Origin of the sequence: Enterococcus cecorum DSM 20682 = ATCC 43198 (assembly GCF_000407565.1) — a bacterium.
In the GTDB taxonomy this organism is placed as follows: domain Bacteria; phylum Bacillota; class Bacilli; order Lactobacillales; family Enterococcaceae; genus Enterococcus_E; species Enterococcus_E cecorum.
Genome location: NZ_ASWI01000003.1, coordinates 322,613 through 341,170, shown reverse-complemented (window position 1 = coordinate 341,170; position 18,558 = coordinate 322,613). Strand labels below are relative to the sequence as shown.

Below are 18,558 nucleotides of genomic sequence, written 5' to 3'. Positions count from 1 at the left end.
CTCTTTTCCTCAACTTTCTAGACAACCTAAGAATAACTGATCAATTAGAAAATAGAAAGTGGTCGAAATTTCATAAGTTAGTCTGGTTGCGGTATTGATGGATTCAGTAGGCACATAAAGTTGATGATGGGCCACCTGACTCATTAAATTATGAGAAGTTCTAGTAATGGCTAATGTTTGGATATTTGATACTTTTGCTTCATTAATCATCTGTACACACTCTGGCGAATCACCTTTATATGACAACAAAATAAATAAATCCTCTGGTTGAAATAATCCCTTTGCATAGTCAAATTCACCTAAATCAAAAATAACGATTACTTTTTTGCCAATCGAAGTAAATAACTGGCGCATATATTCCACTTCTAATTTTTGCTCGTTGCCAGTACCAAAAAGATAGAGCGTCTGTGACTGTTTCAATAAAGAAATAATCGGCTTTAATTTTAGTTTTGTATATACTTGATCAATGTAATTATGATAACCTGAAATAACATCAAATATTTGTGAATTTTCTTTTACTGGCTGACTATTTTCTTTAGCTAACAAATATTTAAATTCTGCAAAACTATCAATATCGAGTTTCTTTAAAAAACGGAAAATTGTCGTTCTAGATACAAAGCTTTCCTTAGCTAAACTCTGAGCATTCATCTCTTTTATTTGAAAATGACGCGATTTTAAATAATGAATAATTTGCTTTTCAGACTCATTAAATTTATGATAATTCCGATTGATTTTATTCGTCAATTCCATTTTGCCAATTTCCTCTCTCATCACTCTTCTACTTTCTCATTATACACTTTTCACCAAAAAAAGAGCAGACAAAAAAAGACTTCTCCCGTGGAAAAGCCTTTAAGATTTAAGAGAAATGTTGCTGGAAGTGAGTGAGCTGTTGGTTGATAGACAAAATTTGAGGGACCGCCTGTGAAAATAGCTGGTCAAGTTGATTATAAATAGCTGCGCAAGTCTCATCTGGGGTGTAGATGTGCGTAGAATTTGGCAAAGCTGGGAAAGCCGTTAACTTGTCGCAAGCTTTCATCGCCAACATCGCCGCCCCTTTACAGGAACTTTCCGGACAATCCATCACGACAATCTCCTTTTGACAAATGTCCGCAAAAAGCTGAGGAATCACTGTATTATTCGTCATCCCTCCCGTTAGACAAATCTGCTTAGAAGGTCCATATTTATCATCTAAGCGCTGCACAATTTGCCGCAAGTTCAAAATAATGCCTTCCATCGTGGCTTTCAAAATATCTTCTTTGGTATGATTGTGATTTAAACCTAAGATATTTCCACGAAGGTTTGCTTGAAAATAGGGGGCACGTTCTCCAAAGAAATGTGGTAAAACAAGCAAACCATGACTTCCAGCAGGTACTTTCGTCATTTTTTGTAATAAACTCGGATAATCTTTACCAGCAAAAAATTGTTCTTTTAACCATTGAAAAATCACGCCACCATTATTCACCGCGCCTCCTTCGACAAAGAAATCTTGGGCTAACGGATATAAAAAGAGGCCCTGACTTGCTTGAGGTGTTTTGGTTTCAATGATTTTGCGGACAGCGCCACTCGTGCCCACGGTAATGACTAACTGATTGGTCAAAGATTCTTGAATACCAAGATTGGATAACACCCCATCGCTCGCTCCCACGATGATTTGCGGACTTTCTGCTAACTGCCACTCAGCAAGCATCGCCTCACTTAAAGATAGTTGCGTTGTGCTAGGCACAATTTCGGACAATTGTTTGCGGTTAATACTTGCTAAAGATAACAGTTCTTCATCCCAATCATGATTTTGCAGATGATAATAGCCTGTACTTGCTGCCAGCGATTCATCGACCATCCAATGATTGGTCAGCTGACCGAGAACATATTCTTTGATGCCCACAAAATAACGAGTTTGAGCAAAAAGTGTCGGATGCTCCTCGCGTAAATAACACACTTTACTCAGAGGCGTCATCGGATGGTTAGGTACACCTGTTCTAGCACAAATCTCTGAAATATCTGCTCTTTTGCCTAGCGCTTCGACTTGTTTTTGCGCACGTGTATCGGCCCAAGTAATTAGTGGATGGAGCACGTGGCGATTTTCATCTAGACACAACAAACTATGCATTGCAGCAGAAAACCCAACACCTATGATTGTTTGCTTGTTTTCTTTAGCTGAATGGAAGGCCGCACCCATCACTTCCTTCACCGCTTGTAAGATTTCATACGGATTTTGTTCCGCTTTTCCCGTCAAATCGGTTATTAATGGATAACTTTTTTGAAACGTCTTGCCCATCTGACCCCTCTGACCAAAAAGAACCGCCTTGGTCGAAGTAGTCCCAATATCCACCCCTAAATAGTACTTATTTTGCTTGCTCAATTACATTCCTCCATATCTGAATTCTTCTTACTTCTATTGTACAAATTCTACTAAAGGTTACAAGAAAATCCTCAACCTTCTATCTATTTACGGCTATCTAAGAAGATTCTTATAATCAATAAAGCGTACAAAAGCAGGCTGACAATTGTACAACCTGCTTTAGCATACTATTATTATTACAACTTAATTAAGACTTGTTATTTTCCACGCCAAATATACGTATCTTTTAATCCACAGTAAGCATCTACCGGATCAGTTCCTTTAAAAGTTGATTCTCCCATTAATTTCTTTAGTAGTTCTTCTAAAGTGACTAAGTTTCCGTCATAAGCATTGATGTAAGTCCCCACTTGTGGCACATCGGCTAAATGATAAGGGCATTGCAGTGAGATAAAGATAGTTGGGACTTCATGTACATAAAATGGAATGTCTGGTGTTCCCTTGGAGGCCGGCCAAATGATTCGTTGGGTCGTAGCTCCCGTATTAATGTCTGCTACATTCATAATCAAATCATAGTTATCTGTTAAGTCAGCGATTGGACGTTTTTGTGCATAGACATTGCTTAGCGCTTGACGTTGTTCTTCCGGTGGCATATTTTTTATTTTCGTTTCGATATCTTGCCAAATGGTAACCTGAAATCCTTTTTCTTCTAATAGTTCTTTAAATAATTCAATTGCCTTGGGTTTCCCTGCATTAATTAGAGCACCAAATCCGCCTTCAATCCCTTTCACCGGAACCAATAGTACTCGTGGATAGCGTTGAGGGCTAATTGGAAAAATATTTTTTTGTTTATCTTTGACTAATGTAATTGATTTATCTGCTACTTCTCTAAAAATTGCCCTATTATCCGGTAAACCAATTTTGGACATCGCTTCTTGTTTTGGTGGCAAAATTTCTTCCTTTACTTTCTTATGAAGTCCTAATTTTGCCTTCAATCCTAAGGAACGACGAAGAGCATCATGTAAGCGTTCTTCAGACAACAATCCATTCAGATAACCTTCTTTCATATAAGCCATATCTTCATCCGGATCATTAAAGAATAAGAATAAGTCACATCCTGCTTCAATTGCAGTTGGCAATACTTCACGTCGCGACATAATCGAGGACATCCCCAACATATGGGACGCATCTGTTACAACTAGACCGTTAAAACCTAATTTTCCGCGCAATAATTCATCCAACAGAGGCTTTGAAAGAGTTGCTGGAAGCGCGTCTTCATCTGTCAGTTCCGGATGAAAATACTGTTCATAGCTTGGCAATTGAATGTGCCCTGCCATAATTGAAGGAAGGCCTGCATCAATTAAACCTTGGTAAATTTTTCCATACGTATTATCCCATTCTTCAGTAGAATAGCTATTTACAGAAAAAGATAAATGTTGATCACGTTCATCCACTCCATCTCCTGGAAAATGCTTCGCTGCAGGTAATATTCCACTTTCTTGAATGCCTTTCATATAAGCCAAACTCATTTGTAAAACCGTATCTACATCTTTACTCCAAGAACGACTAGAAATAATCGGATTACGCCAGTTACGGTTCAAATCTACAATCGGTGCAAAAGACCAGTTACAACCAATTGCTGAAGCTTCTACCCCAGACACTCGTCCCATTTCATAAGCATAGCGCACATCGTTTGTAGCCCCAATTTTAATCTCTTTGCCAACCTCTGTACCATCGACACAAGCACCATTTCCTCCAGCTTCGGTATTAGCTGCAATTAACAAAGGAATTTTGCTTTTGGTTTGTAAAATATAATTTTGGTCATAGACTTCACTAGCTTTTGCAGGATTATAGCGAACTGCCGCAATATGATAGTTTTGCACCATATCGGTTAAATATTCTTCACTACGACTAGAACCCATATTTACAAAAAGTTGACCAATCTTTTCGTCTAAAGACATTTGACTAATTGTCTTTTCTACCCATTGAACATCCTCTTCACTCAAGTTATAAGGCTTTTTTGTCAAATCAACTAAATGTGTCAAAAATATCCCTCCTAATCCAAATTATGCCAAAATTCATCTGCATAACTTTGATAATCTTCTTTTGATAATGCTTGATTCACAAAATCACTAGCTACTTGTTCGGCTAAACGCGTCCAGGATTGCTTTTCTTTACCAACTAAAATCGGATAAAAGCCTACTTGATTCACTTCAGCAGCTTTTAAATCTCCTGGAGAATCGCCTATCATCAGTATTTCTGAATGTGTGTAGCCTTCAGTCAATAGTTGTGCCAAGGCATCTTCTTTCTTTCCTTTATCTTGACAAAATAAGACATCCACATAATGCATCAAGCCGTGTTCTTGCCATTCTGATTGTACGGCTTCTTTATTTGCTGAACTAACAATCCAAATTTTTCCAAGCTGATGCAATTTTTTTAAACTTTCTGGAACGCTTTCAAAAGTATGAGTATCGCCTTTGTAATCATGAATATGTTGGTTGACTGCATTAGACCAAACTAAGGCTTTTTTTAAATCTTCACTTGGATTTTGCGCAATTTGTGCTTCTAGGCTAGCATTAGACAATTGAGGTGTATGTTCTACCCAAGCTTTTAAATTTTCGATATTCTTTACCCCAGCATATTCTAAACCCATCACTAGTCCTACGAAACGATTCACGCCGCGTGTTCTAGAAAATAGATTCACCCGGTCCCACTCTTGTAAGAAGGCCTCACGATTTTTCACTTCAAAAACATCTACTGCTAAAGGTCCAAAAAACAATTGGTGTTTATAAGTCATGGTATCCATTACACAGCCATCTGAATCAATACAAAATACAAACTTTCCTGTCATCTATTACACCCCTGAATATGCCGCAAATCCACCATCAATTGGCAAAATCACACCATTAACAAAACTTGCCATCGATTCATCAGCTAAGAAGAAAACACCTCCGACTAATTCTTCTGCTTCTCCAAAACGATTCATTGGCGTATTCATCAAAATCTTATGCGCACGTGCCGTTGGTTCGCCAGACTCATCAAATAACAATCCTCGATTTTGATTGGTCACTAAAAAACCCGGCGCAATTGCATTACAACGGATGCCAACTTTTGAAAAATGAACGGCTAACCATTGGGTAAAGTTGCTAATTGCGGCCTTTGCTCCGGAATAAGCTGGAATTTTCGTAAGCGGCGTGAAAGCATTCATACTAGAAATATTGATAATATTCGCACCTTTTCTTCCAACCATTTCTTTGGCAAAAACTTGAGTTGGTAAAAGGGTTCCAAGATAGTTTAAATTAAAAACAAATTCGATCCCTGATTTATCTAAGTCAAAGAATGTCTTGGTTTCAGCTGGTAAATCCAATTCATGAAATTCATTATCAGTTGTAGCCTTTGGATTATTTCCTCCTGCGCCATTAATTAATATATCTATTGCACCAAAGTCAGCTAACACAGCCTCCTTTACAGCTTCTAAATTTGCTTTGTCTAATACATTGGCTTGATAGGCTTTAGCTACTCCATCTTCAGCTGTAATTTCATCCACATATTTTTGGGCAGCGGCTTCATTTAAGTCTAGTAAAGCAACCTTGGCACCAGCTTTAGCGAACTCTTTAGCCAAGTAACCGCAAATGACACCCCCAGCTCCTGTAATGACCACTACCTTATCCTTAAATTCAATTACTTTTCCCATTCTTTTTCCTCCTCGTTTTCTTTTACTATAGCTTCATACAAACCATATAGATAAGTTGCACCTAAAGCACGGTCATATAAACCATATCCTGGACGACCGGTTTCACCCCAAATCATCCGACCGTGGTCTGGACGAATTGGCCCTGTAAAGCGATATTCGTATAAGGCTTTAATCACTTCATACATATCAATGGAGCCATATTTTGATGGATGCGCACACTCTTTGAAAGATTTACCCTGTCCTAGGCGAATATTTCTAGCGTGCATAAAGTTCACCCGATTTCTTGAAAGAGCGTATCGTAAAATTTCAATGGGATTATTTTTAGGATCAGAAGCAAACGAACCCACACATAAAGTCACACCATTTGCTTTGCTATCATATAAATCCAAGAAACGTTTCACTGCATCTAAATCAGTGATTATCCGTGGTAAGCCAAAAATTGAATAAGGAGGATCATCGGGATGAATCGCCATCTCTACCCCAACTTCTTCAGCTACTGGAATGATTTCGTTAATAAAGTATGCCAAGTTTTCCCAAAGCTTTTCTTCGTCCACTTCTTTATAAGCATCAATCACTGCAGCCATTTCTTCTTTGGTATAACTAGCATCCCAACCTGGTAAAGCCAACTCACCATTGACCGGATCCATCTTTTTCGATACTTCTTCATCAAAAATCAAAGCATGTGAACCATCTGGATATTCATAATTCAAATCAGTTCTAGTCCAGTCAAATACGGGCATAAAGTTATAACAAATAATTCGAATATCTTCCGCTGCAAGATTGCGAATCGTTTGCTTATAATTATCAATCAAGCGTTCACGTGTCGGACGGCCTAATTTAATATCTTCATGAACGGGTACACTTTCAATCACTGATAATTTTAGCCCATGAGATTCCACTTCTTCTTTTAAAGTATGGATTCTCTCTTGTGGCCAAACTTCGCCGACTGGAATATCATAAATCGCCGAAACAATTCCTTCCATTCCAGGTATTTGGCGAATATTTTCTAGCGTTACTGGATCATCTTTACCATACCATCTAAATGTCATCTGCATTCTAAACTTCCCCCTTGAAAAAATGTAGCGCATTATCATAACAAATATCGGCTACAAACTGACCTAATTTTTCAAAATCTGCTGGCACTTCCTCTTCTTCAATCCAAGTACCAACAAGTGTACATAAAATTCTTCTAAAATAATCATGACGTTGATAGGACAAGAAACTTCTTGAATCTGTTAACATCCCGACAAAGTTTGCGAGCATCCCTTGTTCTGCAAGTGTCTCCATTTGATTTATCATGCCTAATTTTGTATCCGCAAACCACCAAGCCGCCCCATATTGCAATTGACTTTTTATACCATGATTATTCACTTGGAAATTCGCTAAAGTATTGGCTAGCGGGATATTATAAATCGGATTTAAATTATACCAAATCATCTTAGGTAACTGATTGCTTCGAGCGTAATCATCTAATAATAGATTTAGATTCTGTGTCAAATACATTTGTTCCCCCATCGAATCAACGCCACAATCTGGACCAATCTTAGAATATAATTGCGTATGATTATTGCGAAGGGCACCAAAATGAACTTGAGTGACTAAACCATATTGATGATATAAACGGCATAGCTCTTTAAATATTGCACTTTGCCACTGTCTCACTTCTAATAGCGTTAAATACTGATTGGCCAAACGTTTTTTTAGAATTTCGTCACATTGTACTTGACTGACCTTTTCAAATACCACTTCTCCAAAACTAATATCGCTCGCTTTACACCCATGTTCAACAAAGTATTTCACGCGTTCTTCTAAAGCAGACAAGACATCGCTAAAACTATGAATCTTCTGGTTGGTTACCTCAGCTAGTCGCGAAATAAATTCATTAAAATTGGTATGCTCAACAAAAACTTCATCAGGCCTGAAAGTCGGTGCAACTTCAACATGAAAATCTATATCTTGCATGATTTTTTCATGCCACACTAAATCGTCTAGTGGATGGTCTGTTGTTCCAATAAAATTCACCTTGCTCATTTGGATTAATTTTCTTGGACTCAATTTCTTGTCATGAATAATCTGATTTAACTTGTGATACATCTCTTCAGCATTTTCTTCTGTTAATAAATCAGTGATGCCAAAAACATTTTTTAACTCCAAGTGACTCCAGTGATAAAGTGGATTGCCATAAGCATGACTGACTGTTTTCGCCCAGGCTTTGAATTTGGTTAATTTATCACTAGGGCCGGTAATCTCTTTTTCAGGAACGCCATATGCTCGCATCAAACGCCACTTATAATGATCTCCTCCTAGCCATAAATCAACAATATCTTCAAATACTTGATCTTCATAAATTTCTTTTGGACTCAAATGACAGTGAAAATCAAAAATAGGTTGATCTTTGACTTTTTGATAGAGCCTTTTTGCAGGTTCATTTTTCAACATAAAGTTTTCATCGTTAAAAGTCATGCGGACCGTCCTTTCTCTTTGTTTTATTTTCATTGGAAGCGATTTACAATTTAACTATACAATTCATCAGATGATTTGTCAATGAATTAGGCAAAAAAAGAGCGAATTTTCTCTTTTTCCGCTCTTTTTATAAATATTCATCAGATGAAAATGCATTATTCTTAACCGAAAGCATGTGAAACATCATTTCATCATACGCAGTAACAGGATCTTTTTCTTGGATGGCTTTTAAAATGCGACGATGAGAATGAAGGGTATCACTTTTCATCTTACGTGTTGTGTAATTCGCATTAATCAAATGAATAGACTGATTAATGACCGGCAGCAAATTATCCATTGCAATATTTCCACTCATTCGCGCTAACATTGAGTGAAACTCGACATCTAGTTCTAAATGTTTAGGATCTTCCCGTTCAATTGCCGACTCAATTTCAAAAACAATCTTTTCTAGTTGTGCCACTTCTTCTGCAGTTGCACGTTTCGCCACTAATTCCGCAATTCTAGGTTCTAATAAATAACGTAATTCAAACAAATCAGCGGTCAATTTAGCTACATCTTTGACAAGCGAAAAACCCAACGGATCTTCTGATACACCTTTTTTGGGGCTTATATAGGTACCGGATCCCTGTCTTACTTCTAAAACATTGCGAGTAGCTAAACTACGAACAGCTTCGCGGATGGTACTACGACTGACATCCAATGCTTCAGCTAACTCATACTCATTCATTAGCTTATCGCCTACTTGATAGTCTTTTTCCTTAATTAAATCTAATAGGCGGTCAGTTGTTTGCTCTACTAATGATTTTGACATAATAATCCACCCTCATTTCTAATTATAGGACTATTATATCATGTAACCCTTTTATTGTTTATAGCCATAGTTAGGAATCTCCGTCCAACGTTTTTTAAAACTGCGCACCACTTGCTTAGGTTCTCGATTTCTAGAAAACAATCCTTTATGGTTGCCTTTCACTCGTATTAACATCACATTAGTTTCAAAATCAGCGAAATTCCAAACTTGCTCTCCTACTAGATGAGAAATTTCATCAAAAACTTTATGACTCATTTCATAGTAACCCATCTGATATTCTTCAGTATAGGGAATCTCCCACATCGAATGCAAACCTGGTAAAGTATCCGCACCATATTCAGTCATCACGATTGGCTTTTCTGGATATTTTTTCTGCCACGCTAACAATTCTTCTCGTAAGCCAACTTCAGCTTTTGCTAAATCTCCATGATTTTTATACCATCCATAGTAACGATTCAAACAAAGAACATCTAGTAAGTCTGCTACTTCATCTTCGTGAGGCCCTGCATTCATAATATTCACTAACGTTACTGGACGTTGTTGCGGATCCAAAGTTTTATAAAGTTTTATTAAAGGCTCAAAATAGTCTTTAGCACCTTTTTCATGAGAGGCTGGTTCGTTAGCTACAACCCACATGACCACACAAGCATAGTTTTTATCGCGAGCGACCAATTCGCGAATCACTTGTTCATGTGCTTGATGCGTTTCCATATTATCCCAAGTATTCCCCTTAGCCGTAGTTTGATTCATCAAATCCAATGCTGCATTAAAGTTTTGGAATAAACCAACAGCTGGCACCTCATCAATCACAACAATCCCTAGCCGATCTGCTAAACGCATCATTTCTTCTGAATAAGGATAATGCGAAGTTCTAAATGAATTTGCCCCAATTTCTTTTAATAAATTTAAATCCATTAAATTTGCTGCTTCATTTAGACCTCTTCCGTTAATATAAGTATCCTCATGCTTTCCAAATCCTTTAAAATAAAATGGCTTTTCATTAATCAAAAATTGTCCATTAGCTACTCGAACTTTTCGTATACCAAACTCTTCTTCATAACAATCAATCGTCTTCCCTGATTTGATTATGTGAATTCGTGCAGTATACAAGTATGCATTCAAAACTTCCCAAAGATGCACATCAGAAATGATTGCTTGATTATTTTCCATTTCAGCTACTACTTGTCCCATTTCATCGATAATATCAATCTTCAACTCATCGTAATCTCCCTCAATTTGATACTCAAAATGAACAGTAGCCTCCGATAAATCATCTGATAAATCACTAAAAATCGTAATGTCTTGTAAATGCGTTTTTGGTCTGATGATTAATTTCACTGGTCGATGTATCCCCGCATAGTTAAAGAAGTCAAAATTTTCATAAACCTTGCTTCGAATGGTCCCATCCACTTGTTTCTCCTCTACATAATTTCCCACTGGAAGGGTCGAAAAATCAAGTTTATTATTTGCTTGGATGGTCACACGTAAATGGCTCTTCCCATCGTAAAGTTTAGCAGGAATCACACATTCAAACGGAGTGAAGCCCCCAATATGTTCACCAATTTGGTATCCTTCCACATATACCGTTGCCCGATGCGTCACTGAGCCAAATCGCAAAACGAGCTCTTGATTTTCATCAACATCGGGAACGGCTATTTGACGTTCATACCAAAAATCGCCAATATAATTTCGCTTATCATTATCGACAATCACATCATTAAATGACGAAGGTACAACCATCACTTCTTTACCCTCTAGCCTTTTTTCTGCAAAATGTTCCCCTAATTGAAAATTCCAAACACCATTTAAGTCGATACTTGTTCTAGTTTTTGTATTCTTTGGATATAACATAATATATTCTCCTCTCATTATTGAAAAAGGATGCAACAGAATCAGTCACACCCTCTCATACTAAATTATTATTTATCTTCGTTTTCTTCTTGCACTGGATACTTAGAAATATCTACATAATTCATATCAGAAAGAGGAACGTTCTTTGCGATATCTCGTACACGTTCTACGTCTTTTGCAGCTTTCATCACATGAATTTTTTCTTGAATTTGGACCATTGTTTCTCGGTCTAATTTATAAAAGCGCATTAAGAATAAAGCGAGTAAGGACAAAACGACTGGGATAATCGCAAATAATAGAATTGTCGCAAATTTTAAATCCCCAGATAGAGGTGTTTTAACAGTAGGGTATTCATGGGCAAATCCAATTCCTGCTAAGACCCATCCGACAACCATTGGTACAAATGAAGATGCCACAGAGTCTGTTAAAGAGAAAATCGTCCCAATCATCCCTGAAATATACCGACCAGATACAGAGGTTTCATAGTCAGAAATATCAGCCCCCATTGTTAATACTAAGCTAGATGGTGTAGTACTGAAGTAACGACCAATTGCGTATAAAACTAAAAATAGCACCGCATATAAACTCATTGATTTCAAATTCACACTACCTGGTTGGCCAAAGTAGAGTAAGCCCCCCATCGCAATCATCGCAATCGTACCCACTTGTAATGAAAGAATATAAGCACTACGCAATCCTTTCTTACGAGCATAACTTGCACTAAAAGTCGTTACTAATATGTTAGGAATAACCATCAAAGCGGCAATTGCACCAGATAAAGCATAGTTACCGAACAAAATACCAAATAACATTACGGTAACAACAGAATCGCCCAAAATGGTAGAATTAAACTTAACAAAGGCTGCTGATAAAGACAATACTTGCAATGGACGATTCCCTTTTAGTACTTTCCAGTAATCTTTCATCGTCGTTTTTTGCGTCTTTTCTTCTCCTAAACCAAAATATTTCTTATTATCCTTTTGCCAAATTCCAATAATGGCTAAAATAGCTAAAACTGCTGAAATACTAATTACCAAAGTGATTAATTCTTTGAAGAACCCCTCCGTAAATCCTTGGTGTTTAGGAACTAAATAGCCTGAAATGACAATTTGACTACCTGAAAATATAATTGCACTCATGATACCATCAAAAATATTAAACAATGGACGTTGTTCAGGATCGTTTGTTAAGGCAGCTTGTCCGGCTTTTGTAATGGTTTGTTGTAAAGAATACCCAATCTTATGGATAATTAGGGCAATAACAAATAATGGCATCGTCATCCCTTTACCAAAATGATGAATATTAAATAAGAAAACAAATGATAGCGCAGTGATGACATTCCCTAACACCAAGATAGGACGATATTTTCCGAATTTTGTATCTGTCTTATCGATTAATATCCCAATAGCCGGGTCAATAAAACCATCAAAAATACGGATATAACCCATTAATTGGCTGACAAAGATAGCTGCTAACCCTAAGATACCAGTTGAAAAGTACGTAATAAAACTAAAGGCTACTAAATAAATATTGGTAGACGAATTATTAAAAGCAAACAAAATAATTTGCCATAACTTCGCTCTATTGTAGGTGACATGTTCATTAACAATCGCTTTTTCACTTTTTTCGTTCACAGTATGTTCCTCCTAAATAGTAAGAAAGTCTGTAACCGCTTCCGAAATCATCATACCATTTATAGGTGATTTTGTAAACATTTTCTTTAAAAAAATCCTAAAATGACGGAAATAAGTATTTTCAATTAATTATTCATCTGATGTTTATAAAAAGACAACTATAGTCTTCGTCAATTCCGCATTTCAATCACGGATTTCATCAGCGGTTAATAAGTGATAATTTTTTAACTTAGACATATGAATGATTGATTATAAACTCTTTATCCCAATAATAAGTTTTTTGTGATATTTTTTTATTCCTTTAAATCTTTTTCACCGCAATCAATATAAGTTATTTGAATAACTCGACGAATTCCAATCATCTCACTACACAATGATTTCTTTTTGACCTCAAATAGCTTTGATGATAAAATTTATTTAGAAGTTAAAGGAGGCGACCCACTGCCTGTATCCCAAAGGTGGACGTTAAATAAAGAGTCAAAAACCAGCACGTAGAAAATAAAATCTACGTACTGGTTTTATTTGTTATTCTATTTTATTCGGCATATATGCAACTTTGTCATCCATATCAGATAGGCCAAGAAAATGCGCAATTTCGTCATCAGCGGATAATCATGTTGTAAAAAGCGAATATTATTCCAATGACGGGACAAATCATTTCTTTGCCAATTATCCTTAGTCACAAATTGTCCACGAGTGGCGACATGTTCATAATTTGCAGTGATAAATATTTTTTCCACTAAAGCGACGGTCATTGGCGGCTGGTAGTTTTCGCAATATTCTTTTGTCGGAATATTAATCAATGCTTGTGATAATAAATCAAACCAATTAGTAGGATTTTCAACCTTATATTGCCACATCGCCTTTTGCAAATCATTCGGTAGAGGAAACTGATAACTTCTCCCATTCAAGCAGCGGACACGTACACAAAATTTTTTACGTTTCTTTTTTGCCATGGTCACCTCCGAAATGTTAATTTTTCTCCCTACCCAGAAGATAAACACTTGCCGCTAAAATCATTGCGAGTAAAGTTGCCATCCAACGAGAAAGTGGAATAACCCAAGGCGTACGAATGAAAATAAACAAAAGACAGTTGATAACAAATATCCCACCTATTGTAAATAACATTTTCCAACTATTTTTCTGACCATAGTTTTTTCCCATTAACCACAGAATGACAAAGGCCGAAATACCGGCACATATACTACAAATCACGTACTCGCCAACATCTATTAGCTGTGGCGTACCTGGTTGAAAAAGGGATACAAAATAACTTCCGATAAATACTACCGCAAAATAGGTCAGTACCGCTAATAGACTGATTTTAACCATTTGTTTTGCATCATTTGGAAGCTGTTTGAGCAATTCATCGGCAATCGGTTGGGGATCTTTTCCGAAATAATCTTGAGCGGACACCCCATTTTGTTGCGCTTCTAAAATATCTTGCAAAATACCAAGCAACATTTCTTCCGTCTGACGTTCATTTTTGCCTATACTATTCAGACGCACATATACTAGCAAATCCTCATAGTATTGCTTATTGGCACCTTGGAGTTGTTTTTGTAAGTTTGCATTTTCTTTGATTAGATTACTCATCTTCTGCACCTCTCATCACTTGATTGACATTTTGCTTGAGTAACTGCCACTGGTTTTTGAAATGAAGTAACTCTGCTTGTCCGTCTGGCGTGACCGAATAATATTTGCGTTTGGGACCAGATTCTGATTCACGCATTTGTCCTGTGATCCAACCTTTTTTCTCCATCGAAAGTAATAAGGGATAAATCGTTCCATTGGAAATCTCACTGAAGCCATTGTCCGCCAAACGCTCACTCAAAGTATAGCCATAGAGTTCTTCTTGCGTTAATAATTGCAAAATACAGCCAGTTAGCACACCTTTTAATAGCTGCGAATCAATTTTTCCTGTCATTTTCTCACCCACTATCTTGCATTACAAGCTAATCATACTACACTTTGGCTACCTTGTAAAACATAATAGCAAAAAAATAAACACGGCAGCCTAAATCTATAGACTACCGTGCAAATGTTCATGCATGTTTTAAGACTTTTTTCGCAAAGAATTTCAAAATCAATGGCGACACCAAGGTACTGATTAAAATCGTAATGACCATTGGCGCGAAATATTTTTCAGGAATTAAGCCGCCTGTTTGACCGATTTGTAAGACAATCAGCGCAATCTCTCCACGTGAAATCATCCCTGCTCCGACCATCCAAGCACTATTATTGGAAAATCCGGCCATTTTTGAACCAAGATAGCCACCAAATAATTTAGAAATGACCGCAATTAGGACAAATAATGTAATAAACGGGAATTGCTTGATAATACTTGCTAGTTCTACCTCTAAGCCAATATTGACAAAGAATACTGGGATAAAAATCGCATAGCCAATCGCTTCAACATTAAGAAATACTTTTTCTTTTACCTTTGTTTGGCCAACTGCAATCCCTGCAAAGAATGCCCCAATCACTGAACTTAAACCAACCAAATCAGCCACATAGGACATGCCCAAGCAAATAATCAACGACATGATGATGACTGAAGCGGTGGTGTAAATTCTTTCTGATAATTTCATTAAGTATGGCGCGATCCAACGAACCAAAAGGAAAATCAAGCCAAAGTAGATGAGTTCTTTTAATAAAGTTAATCCTAAAGAACCGCCATTTCCTTGATTCGCCCCAAGGAAAGTCAAACTAATACTCAACACCAAAACAATTAAAATATCGTCTACCACCGAAGCCCCTAAAATTGTGGAACCTTCTTTAGTATTTACCGCGTGAAGTTCTTTTAATACTTCAACTGAAATACTCACCGAAGTCGCCGCGAGCACAACCCCAAAGAAAAAGGCCTCTGTTGCTGTTGATTTGAAGATAAATCCGCCCCCCGCTCCTAGTAACAAGGGGAAAATCACCCCGAAGACAGCTACTAGCATTCCTGGTTTAAAATATTTCTTCAAAAGCTCAATATCACTTTCCAAACCGGCTAAGAACATTAACAAAATAACCCCGATTTCAGAAAAGATATGAATCAACTCTGATGAATGAATGAGATTCAGTCCACCTGCTCCCACAATTAGGCCAACCAATAATTGCCCAACCACTCCAGGAACACCTATCCGACGACAAATGTGTGCTGCCAGCGAAGTCGTCACTAAAATCAAACATAAAATACCAATAAATTCCATTTGTTTACACATCCTCCGAAATTAAGCCAAATTGAGCCGCAAATTGTCGACTCAAACAACAAATTTTCTTATCTTAATTATACCGAAGTTTTGTGCAAAAGAATAGAAAAATGCTCTGAATAGTCGCACTTTTATTTGTGAATAATCTCATTGAAGTGTTGTTTATAGGATTCGATTATGATATTTTATAACGCTGCCATACCGCCTTCAACATTGACCACGTGATAGCCTTGGCTGGCCAAAAACGCACAGGCATTAGCAGAACGTGCACCAGAATGACAGATCACATAATAAGTTTCGCCTTCGTATAGTTCTTCTACAAAATCTAAGAAACGACTCAAAGGCATGTTTTCCGCTTGTGGCAGGTGACCAAACATAAACTCGTCTTCTTCACGCACATCAATTAAATTTATTCTTTCTTTGCCTAATAGTTCTTTAAATTTGTGAATATCAATGGTTTCGTACATCTATTTTATCTCCTTTAGTTCTATGTGAATTTTTTGGTGAATAGCAGTCTTTAGATAGTGACTATTTGTTGACATGTGAATACAAATAATAAGCGCCATCCAAGTTTTTGACCTTAAAGCCGTGTTGTTTCAAGATACGCTCAGCCAAATAACTGCGTTGACCACTATGACAACTTACAATATACGCCTGATTTTTATCTAGTTCAACCAATCGTGCGCGCAATTCATCTAACGGGATAGATAACGCATTGGTAAACTTACCATTTGCTAGTTCAGCAGGATTGCGCACATCTAATATTTTCGCTCCATTTTTTAGCTCATTTGCCAAATCATACCACTGCACATTTTCGCTCAAACCTTCCATTAGATTCAAAGCAGCATAACCAATCATATTCACTGGATCTTTTGCTGAACCAAATGGCGGTGCATAGGTCAATTCGAGTTCTGGTAAATCTTCTACCGTCAGTCCTGCTTTAATCGCTGTGGCTAAAACATCGATTCGCTTATCAACTCCATTTTCTCCAACTGCTTGGGCTCCAAAGATTTCACCTGTCTTAGGATCAAATAGTAATTTCAATAAGATATCGGTTGCGGCCGGATAATAGCTGGCATGATGTTTGCCTAACGTATGCACGACTTGATAGTTTTTTCCTAGACGTTTTAAGGTACGCTCATTTAATCCGGTAAAGGCCGCTGTCATCGTAAACGTACGAACAATTGCGGTACCTAGACTGCCTTTATTTTTCCGTGGAAGCCCAGCAATGATATCCGCCACTTGCCGCCCTTGACGATTCGCAGGAGAAGCTAGTGAAATCAAGGTTTGTTCCTTAGAAGTGTGTTGTGTGACTAAAATCGCATCGCCAATCGCGTAAATATCGGGATCTGAGGTGCGGTAATTTTCATCGACCACGATAGCTTCGCGCAGCCCTAGCGTCAAGCCGGCCTCTTTTGCCAAACGTGACTCTGGTTGGACGCCAATCGCTAAAATCGTCAAATCGCTAGCCAACACTTGACCATCTTCTAACACGACTTCTCGACCCTTTTCGCTAAAACCAGCTACACCTTGATTGGTCAGTACATTCACGCCATTTTTAACTAATTCTTCTTCTACAAAAGTTGACATTTCCGGATCTAAAGCAGGTAATACTTGAGGAGCTTTCTCAATTAATGTCACTTGTAATTGGCGTTTGGCAAGATTTTCAACCATTTCCAAACCGATAAAACCCGCCCCTACCACGGTCACATGTTGGATGGCTTGTTGTTGCAAATGCGCCATAATCCGATCAATATCTGGCACGCTACGGACAGTAAATACATTTTGTGCCTCAGCTAAACCTGGAAAGTTCGGCACCACCGGCTTAGCACCTGGCGACAATACCAACACATCATAATCTTGGGTAAATACTTGCTCCTGATTTTTTACTGTAACGGTCTTAGCCTTACGATCAATGACTAAGACTTCATGATTGGGCCGGACATCGATGGCAAAACGTTTCTTTAAATTATCCGCAGTTTGTACTAAAAGTTGCTCGCGATTTTCGATTTCTCCAGATACATGGTAGGGTAAGCCACAATTAGCAAAAGAGACATACGGCCCCTTTTCAAAAACAGTGATTTCTGCTTCTTCCATTAACCTTCTTAACCGAGTAGCACAAGACATACCCCCTGCGACTCCACCGACAATAATGACTTTTTTCACGTTATTTTCCCCCTATCACGCGATCTGTCCAAGCATTCATGCCGCCTTTGACATTAAAAACTTGAAGCCCTTTTTTCGCTAATATTTTTGCTGCTTGCTTACTGCGCATCCCCGATTGGCAAATGATATAATGCGGTTGCTTGCCTTTTGCCTCATATTGTGAGATGCGATTGAGCGGTACATTTTTGGCGCCTCTGATATGCCCACTGCGGTATTCAGACGGTGTACGCACATCTAATAGGACAATATCTTGATTTAACTGACTTTTTAATTCACTTGTAGAAACATTTGGTACTTGGACAAACCAATGAAACATAGCTTTTTTGCTCCTTTCTTTTTATACCTCATAGGGTATTTATAATCGATAACCAACCTTTTGTCAATCATTTTGAATGAGACTGGACAATTTTTTACTTTTTCAGTATAGTACCTAGTATGGTATA

At 37.6% G+C, this 18,558-nt stretch carries 17 protein-coding genes; all 17 read right to left on the bottom strand.

Annotated features, from left to right (window positions below; translation table 11 throughout):
* Positions 1-9: 9 nt before the first annotated feature.
* On the bottom strand, positions 10-771 hold the full coding sequence (locus I567_RS02410; RefSeq protein WP_226994598.1) for a MurR/RpiR family transcriptional regulator: 762 nt from the start codon (positions 769-771) through the stop codon (positions 10-12).
* An 85-nt stretch (positions 772-856) separates the two neighbouring features.
* A complete protein-coding gene (locus tag I567_RS02405; RefSeq protein WP_016250644.1) occupies positions 857-2,359 on the bottom strand; it encodes a gluconokinase in 1,503 nt (500 codons plus the stop codon).
* A gap of 197 nt (positions 2,360-2,556) precedes the next feature.
* The gene (locus I567_RS02400; RefSeq protein ID WP_016250643.1) at positions 2,557-4,341 is read right to left on the bottom strand and encodes a glycoside hydrolase family 3 protein; all 1,785 of its coding nucleotides are present in this window, start codon (positions 4,339-4,341) and stop codon (positions 2,557-2,559) included.
* 11 nt (positions 4,342-4,352) lie between these two features.
* Complete coding sequence (locus tag I567_RS02395; RefSeq protein ID WP_016250642.1) at positions 4,353-5,147, bottom strand: HAD family hydrolase; 795 nt, start codon at positions 5,145-5,147, stop codon at positions 4,353-4,355.
* A 3-nt stretch (positions 5,148-5,150) separates the two neighbouring features.
* A complete protein-coding gene (locus tag I567_RS02390) occupies positions 5,151-5,990 on the bottom strand; it encodes an SDR family oxidoreductase (RefSeq protein ID WP_016250641.1) in 840 nt (279 codons plus the stop codon).
* Entirely contained in the window at positions 5,978-7,045 is a 1,068-nt protein-coding gene (gene uxuA / locus I567_RS02385; RefSeq protein ID WP_016250640.1) for a mannonate dehydratase, read from the bottom strand. The genes I567_RS02390 and uxuA overlap by 13 nt, the downstream gene beginning before the upstream one ends.
* Position 7,046: 1 nt before the next feature.
* Positions 7,047-8,453: a glucuronate isomerase gene (uxaC, locus tag I567_RS02380; protein ID WP_016250639.1), complete on the bottom strand. Its 1,407-nt coding sequence runs from the start codon at positions 8,451-8,453 to the stop codon at positions 7,047-7,049.
* Between the two features lie 127 nt (positions 8,454-8,580).
* Positions 8,581-9,264, bottom strand: coding sequence for a FadR/GntR family transcriptional regulator (locus I567_RS02375; RefSeq protein WP_016250638.1), 684 nt, complete (start codon positions 9,262-9,264; stop codon positions 8,581-8,583).
* 51 nt (positions 9,265-9,315) lie between these two features.
* The gene (gene uidA, locus I567_RS02370; protein WP_016250637.1) at positions 9,316-11,115 is read right to left on the bottom strand and encodes a beta-glucuronidase; all 1,800 of its coding nucleotides are present in this window, start codon (positions 11,113-11,115) and stop codon (positions 9,316-9,318) included.
* 68 nt (positions 11,116-11,183) lie between these two features.
* Entirely contained in the window at positions 11,184-12,749 is a 1,566-nt protein-coding gene (locus I567_RS02365; RefSeq protein ID WP_016250636.1) for an MFS transporter, read from the bottom strand.
* A 530-nt stretch (positions 12,750-13,279) separates the two neighbouring features.
* Positions 13,280-13,705 carry a DUF7679 family protein gene (locus I567_RS02360; protein ID WP_016250635.1) on the bottom strand — a complete coding sequence of 142 codons (426 nt, stop codon included), beginning with the start codon at positions 13,703-13,705 and terminating at the stop codon, positions 13,280-13,282.
* Between the two features lie 16 nt (positions 13,706-13,721).
* Positions 13,722-14,345: a DUF1129 family protein gene (locus I567_RS02355; protein ID WP_016250634.1), complete on the bottom strand. Its 624-nt coding sequence runs from the start codon at positions 14,343-14,345 to the stop codon at positions 13,722-13,724.
* Positions 14,338-14,676 carry a PadR family transcriptional regulator gene (locus tag I567_RS02350; RefSeq protein WP_016250633.1) on the bottom strand — a complete coding sequence of 113 codons (339 nt, stop codon included), beginning with the start codon at positions 14,674-14,676 and terminating at the stop codon, positions 14,338-14,340. The genes I567_RS02355 and I567_RS02350 overlap by 8 nt, the downstream gene beginning before the upstream one ends.
* A gap of 118 nt (positions 14,677-14,794) precedes the next feature.
* A complete protein-coding gene (locus tag I567_RS02345) occupies positions 14,795-15,949 on the bottom strand; it encodes a cation:proton antiporter (protein ID WP_016250632.1) in 1,155 nt (384 codons plus the stop codon).
* A gap of 185 nt (positions 15,950-16,134) precedes the next feature.
* The gene (locus tag I567_RS02340; protein ID WP_016250631.1) at positions 16,135-16,416 is read right to left on the bottom strand and encodes a rhodanese-like domain-containing protein; all 282 of its coding nucleotides are present in this window, start codon (positions 16,414-16,416) and stop codon (positions 16,135-16,137) included.
* A 61-nt stretch (positions 16,417-16,477) separates the two neighbouring features.
* Positions 16,478-18,115 (bottom strand): FAD-dependent oxidoreductase, encoded by a 1,638-nt coding sequence (locus I567_RS02335; protein WP_016250630.1) that lies wholly within the window; start codon positions 18,113-18,115, stop codon positions 16,478-16,480.
* A 1-nt stretch (position 18,116) separates the two neighbouring features.
* On the bottom strand, positions 18,117-18,431 hold the full coding sequence (locus I567_RS02330) for a rhodanese-like domain-containing protein (RefSeq protein ID WP_016250629.1): 315 nt from the start codon (positions 18,429-18,431) through the stop codon (positions 18,117-18,119).
* Positions 18,432-18,558 lie beyond the last annotated feature (127 nt).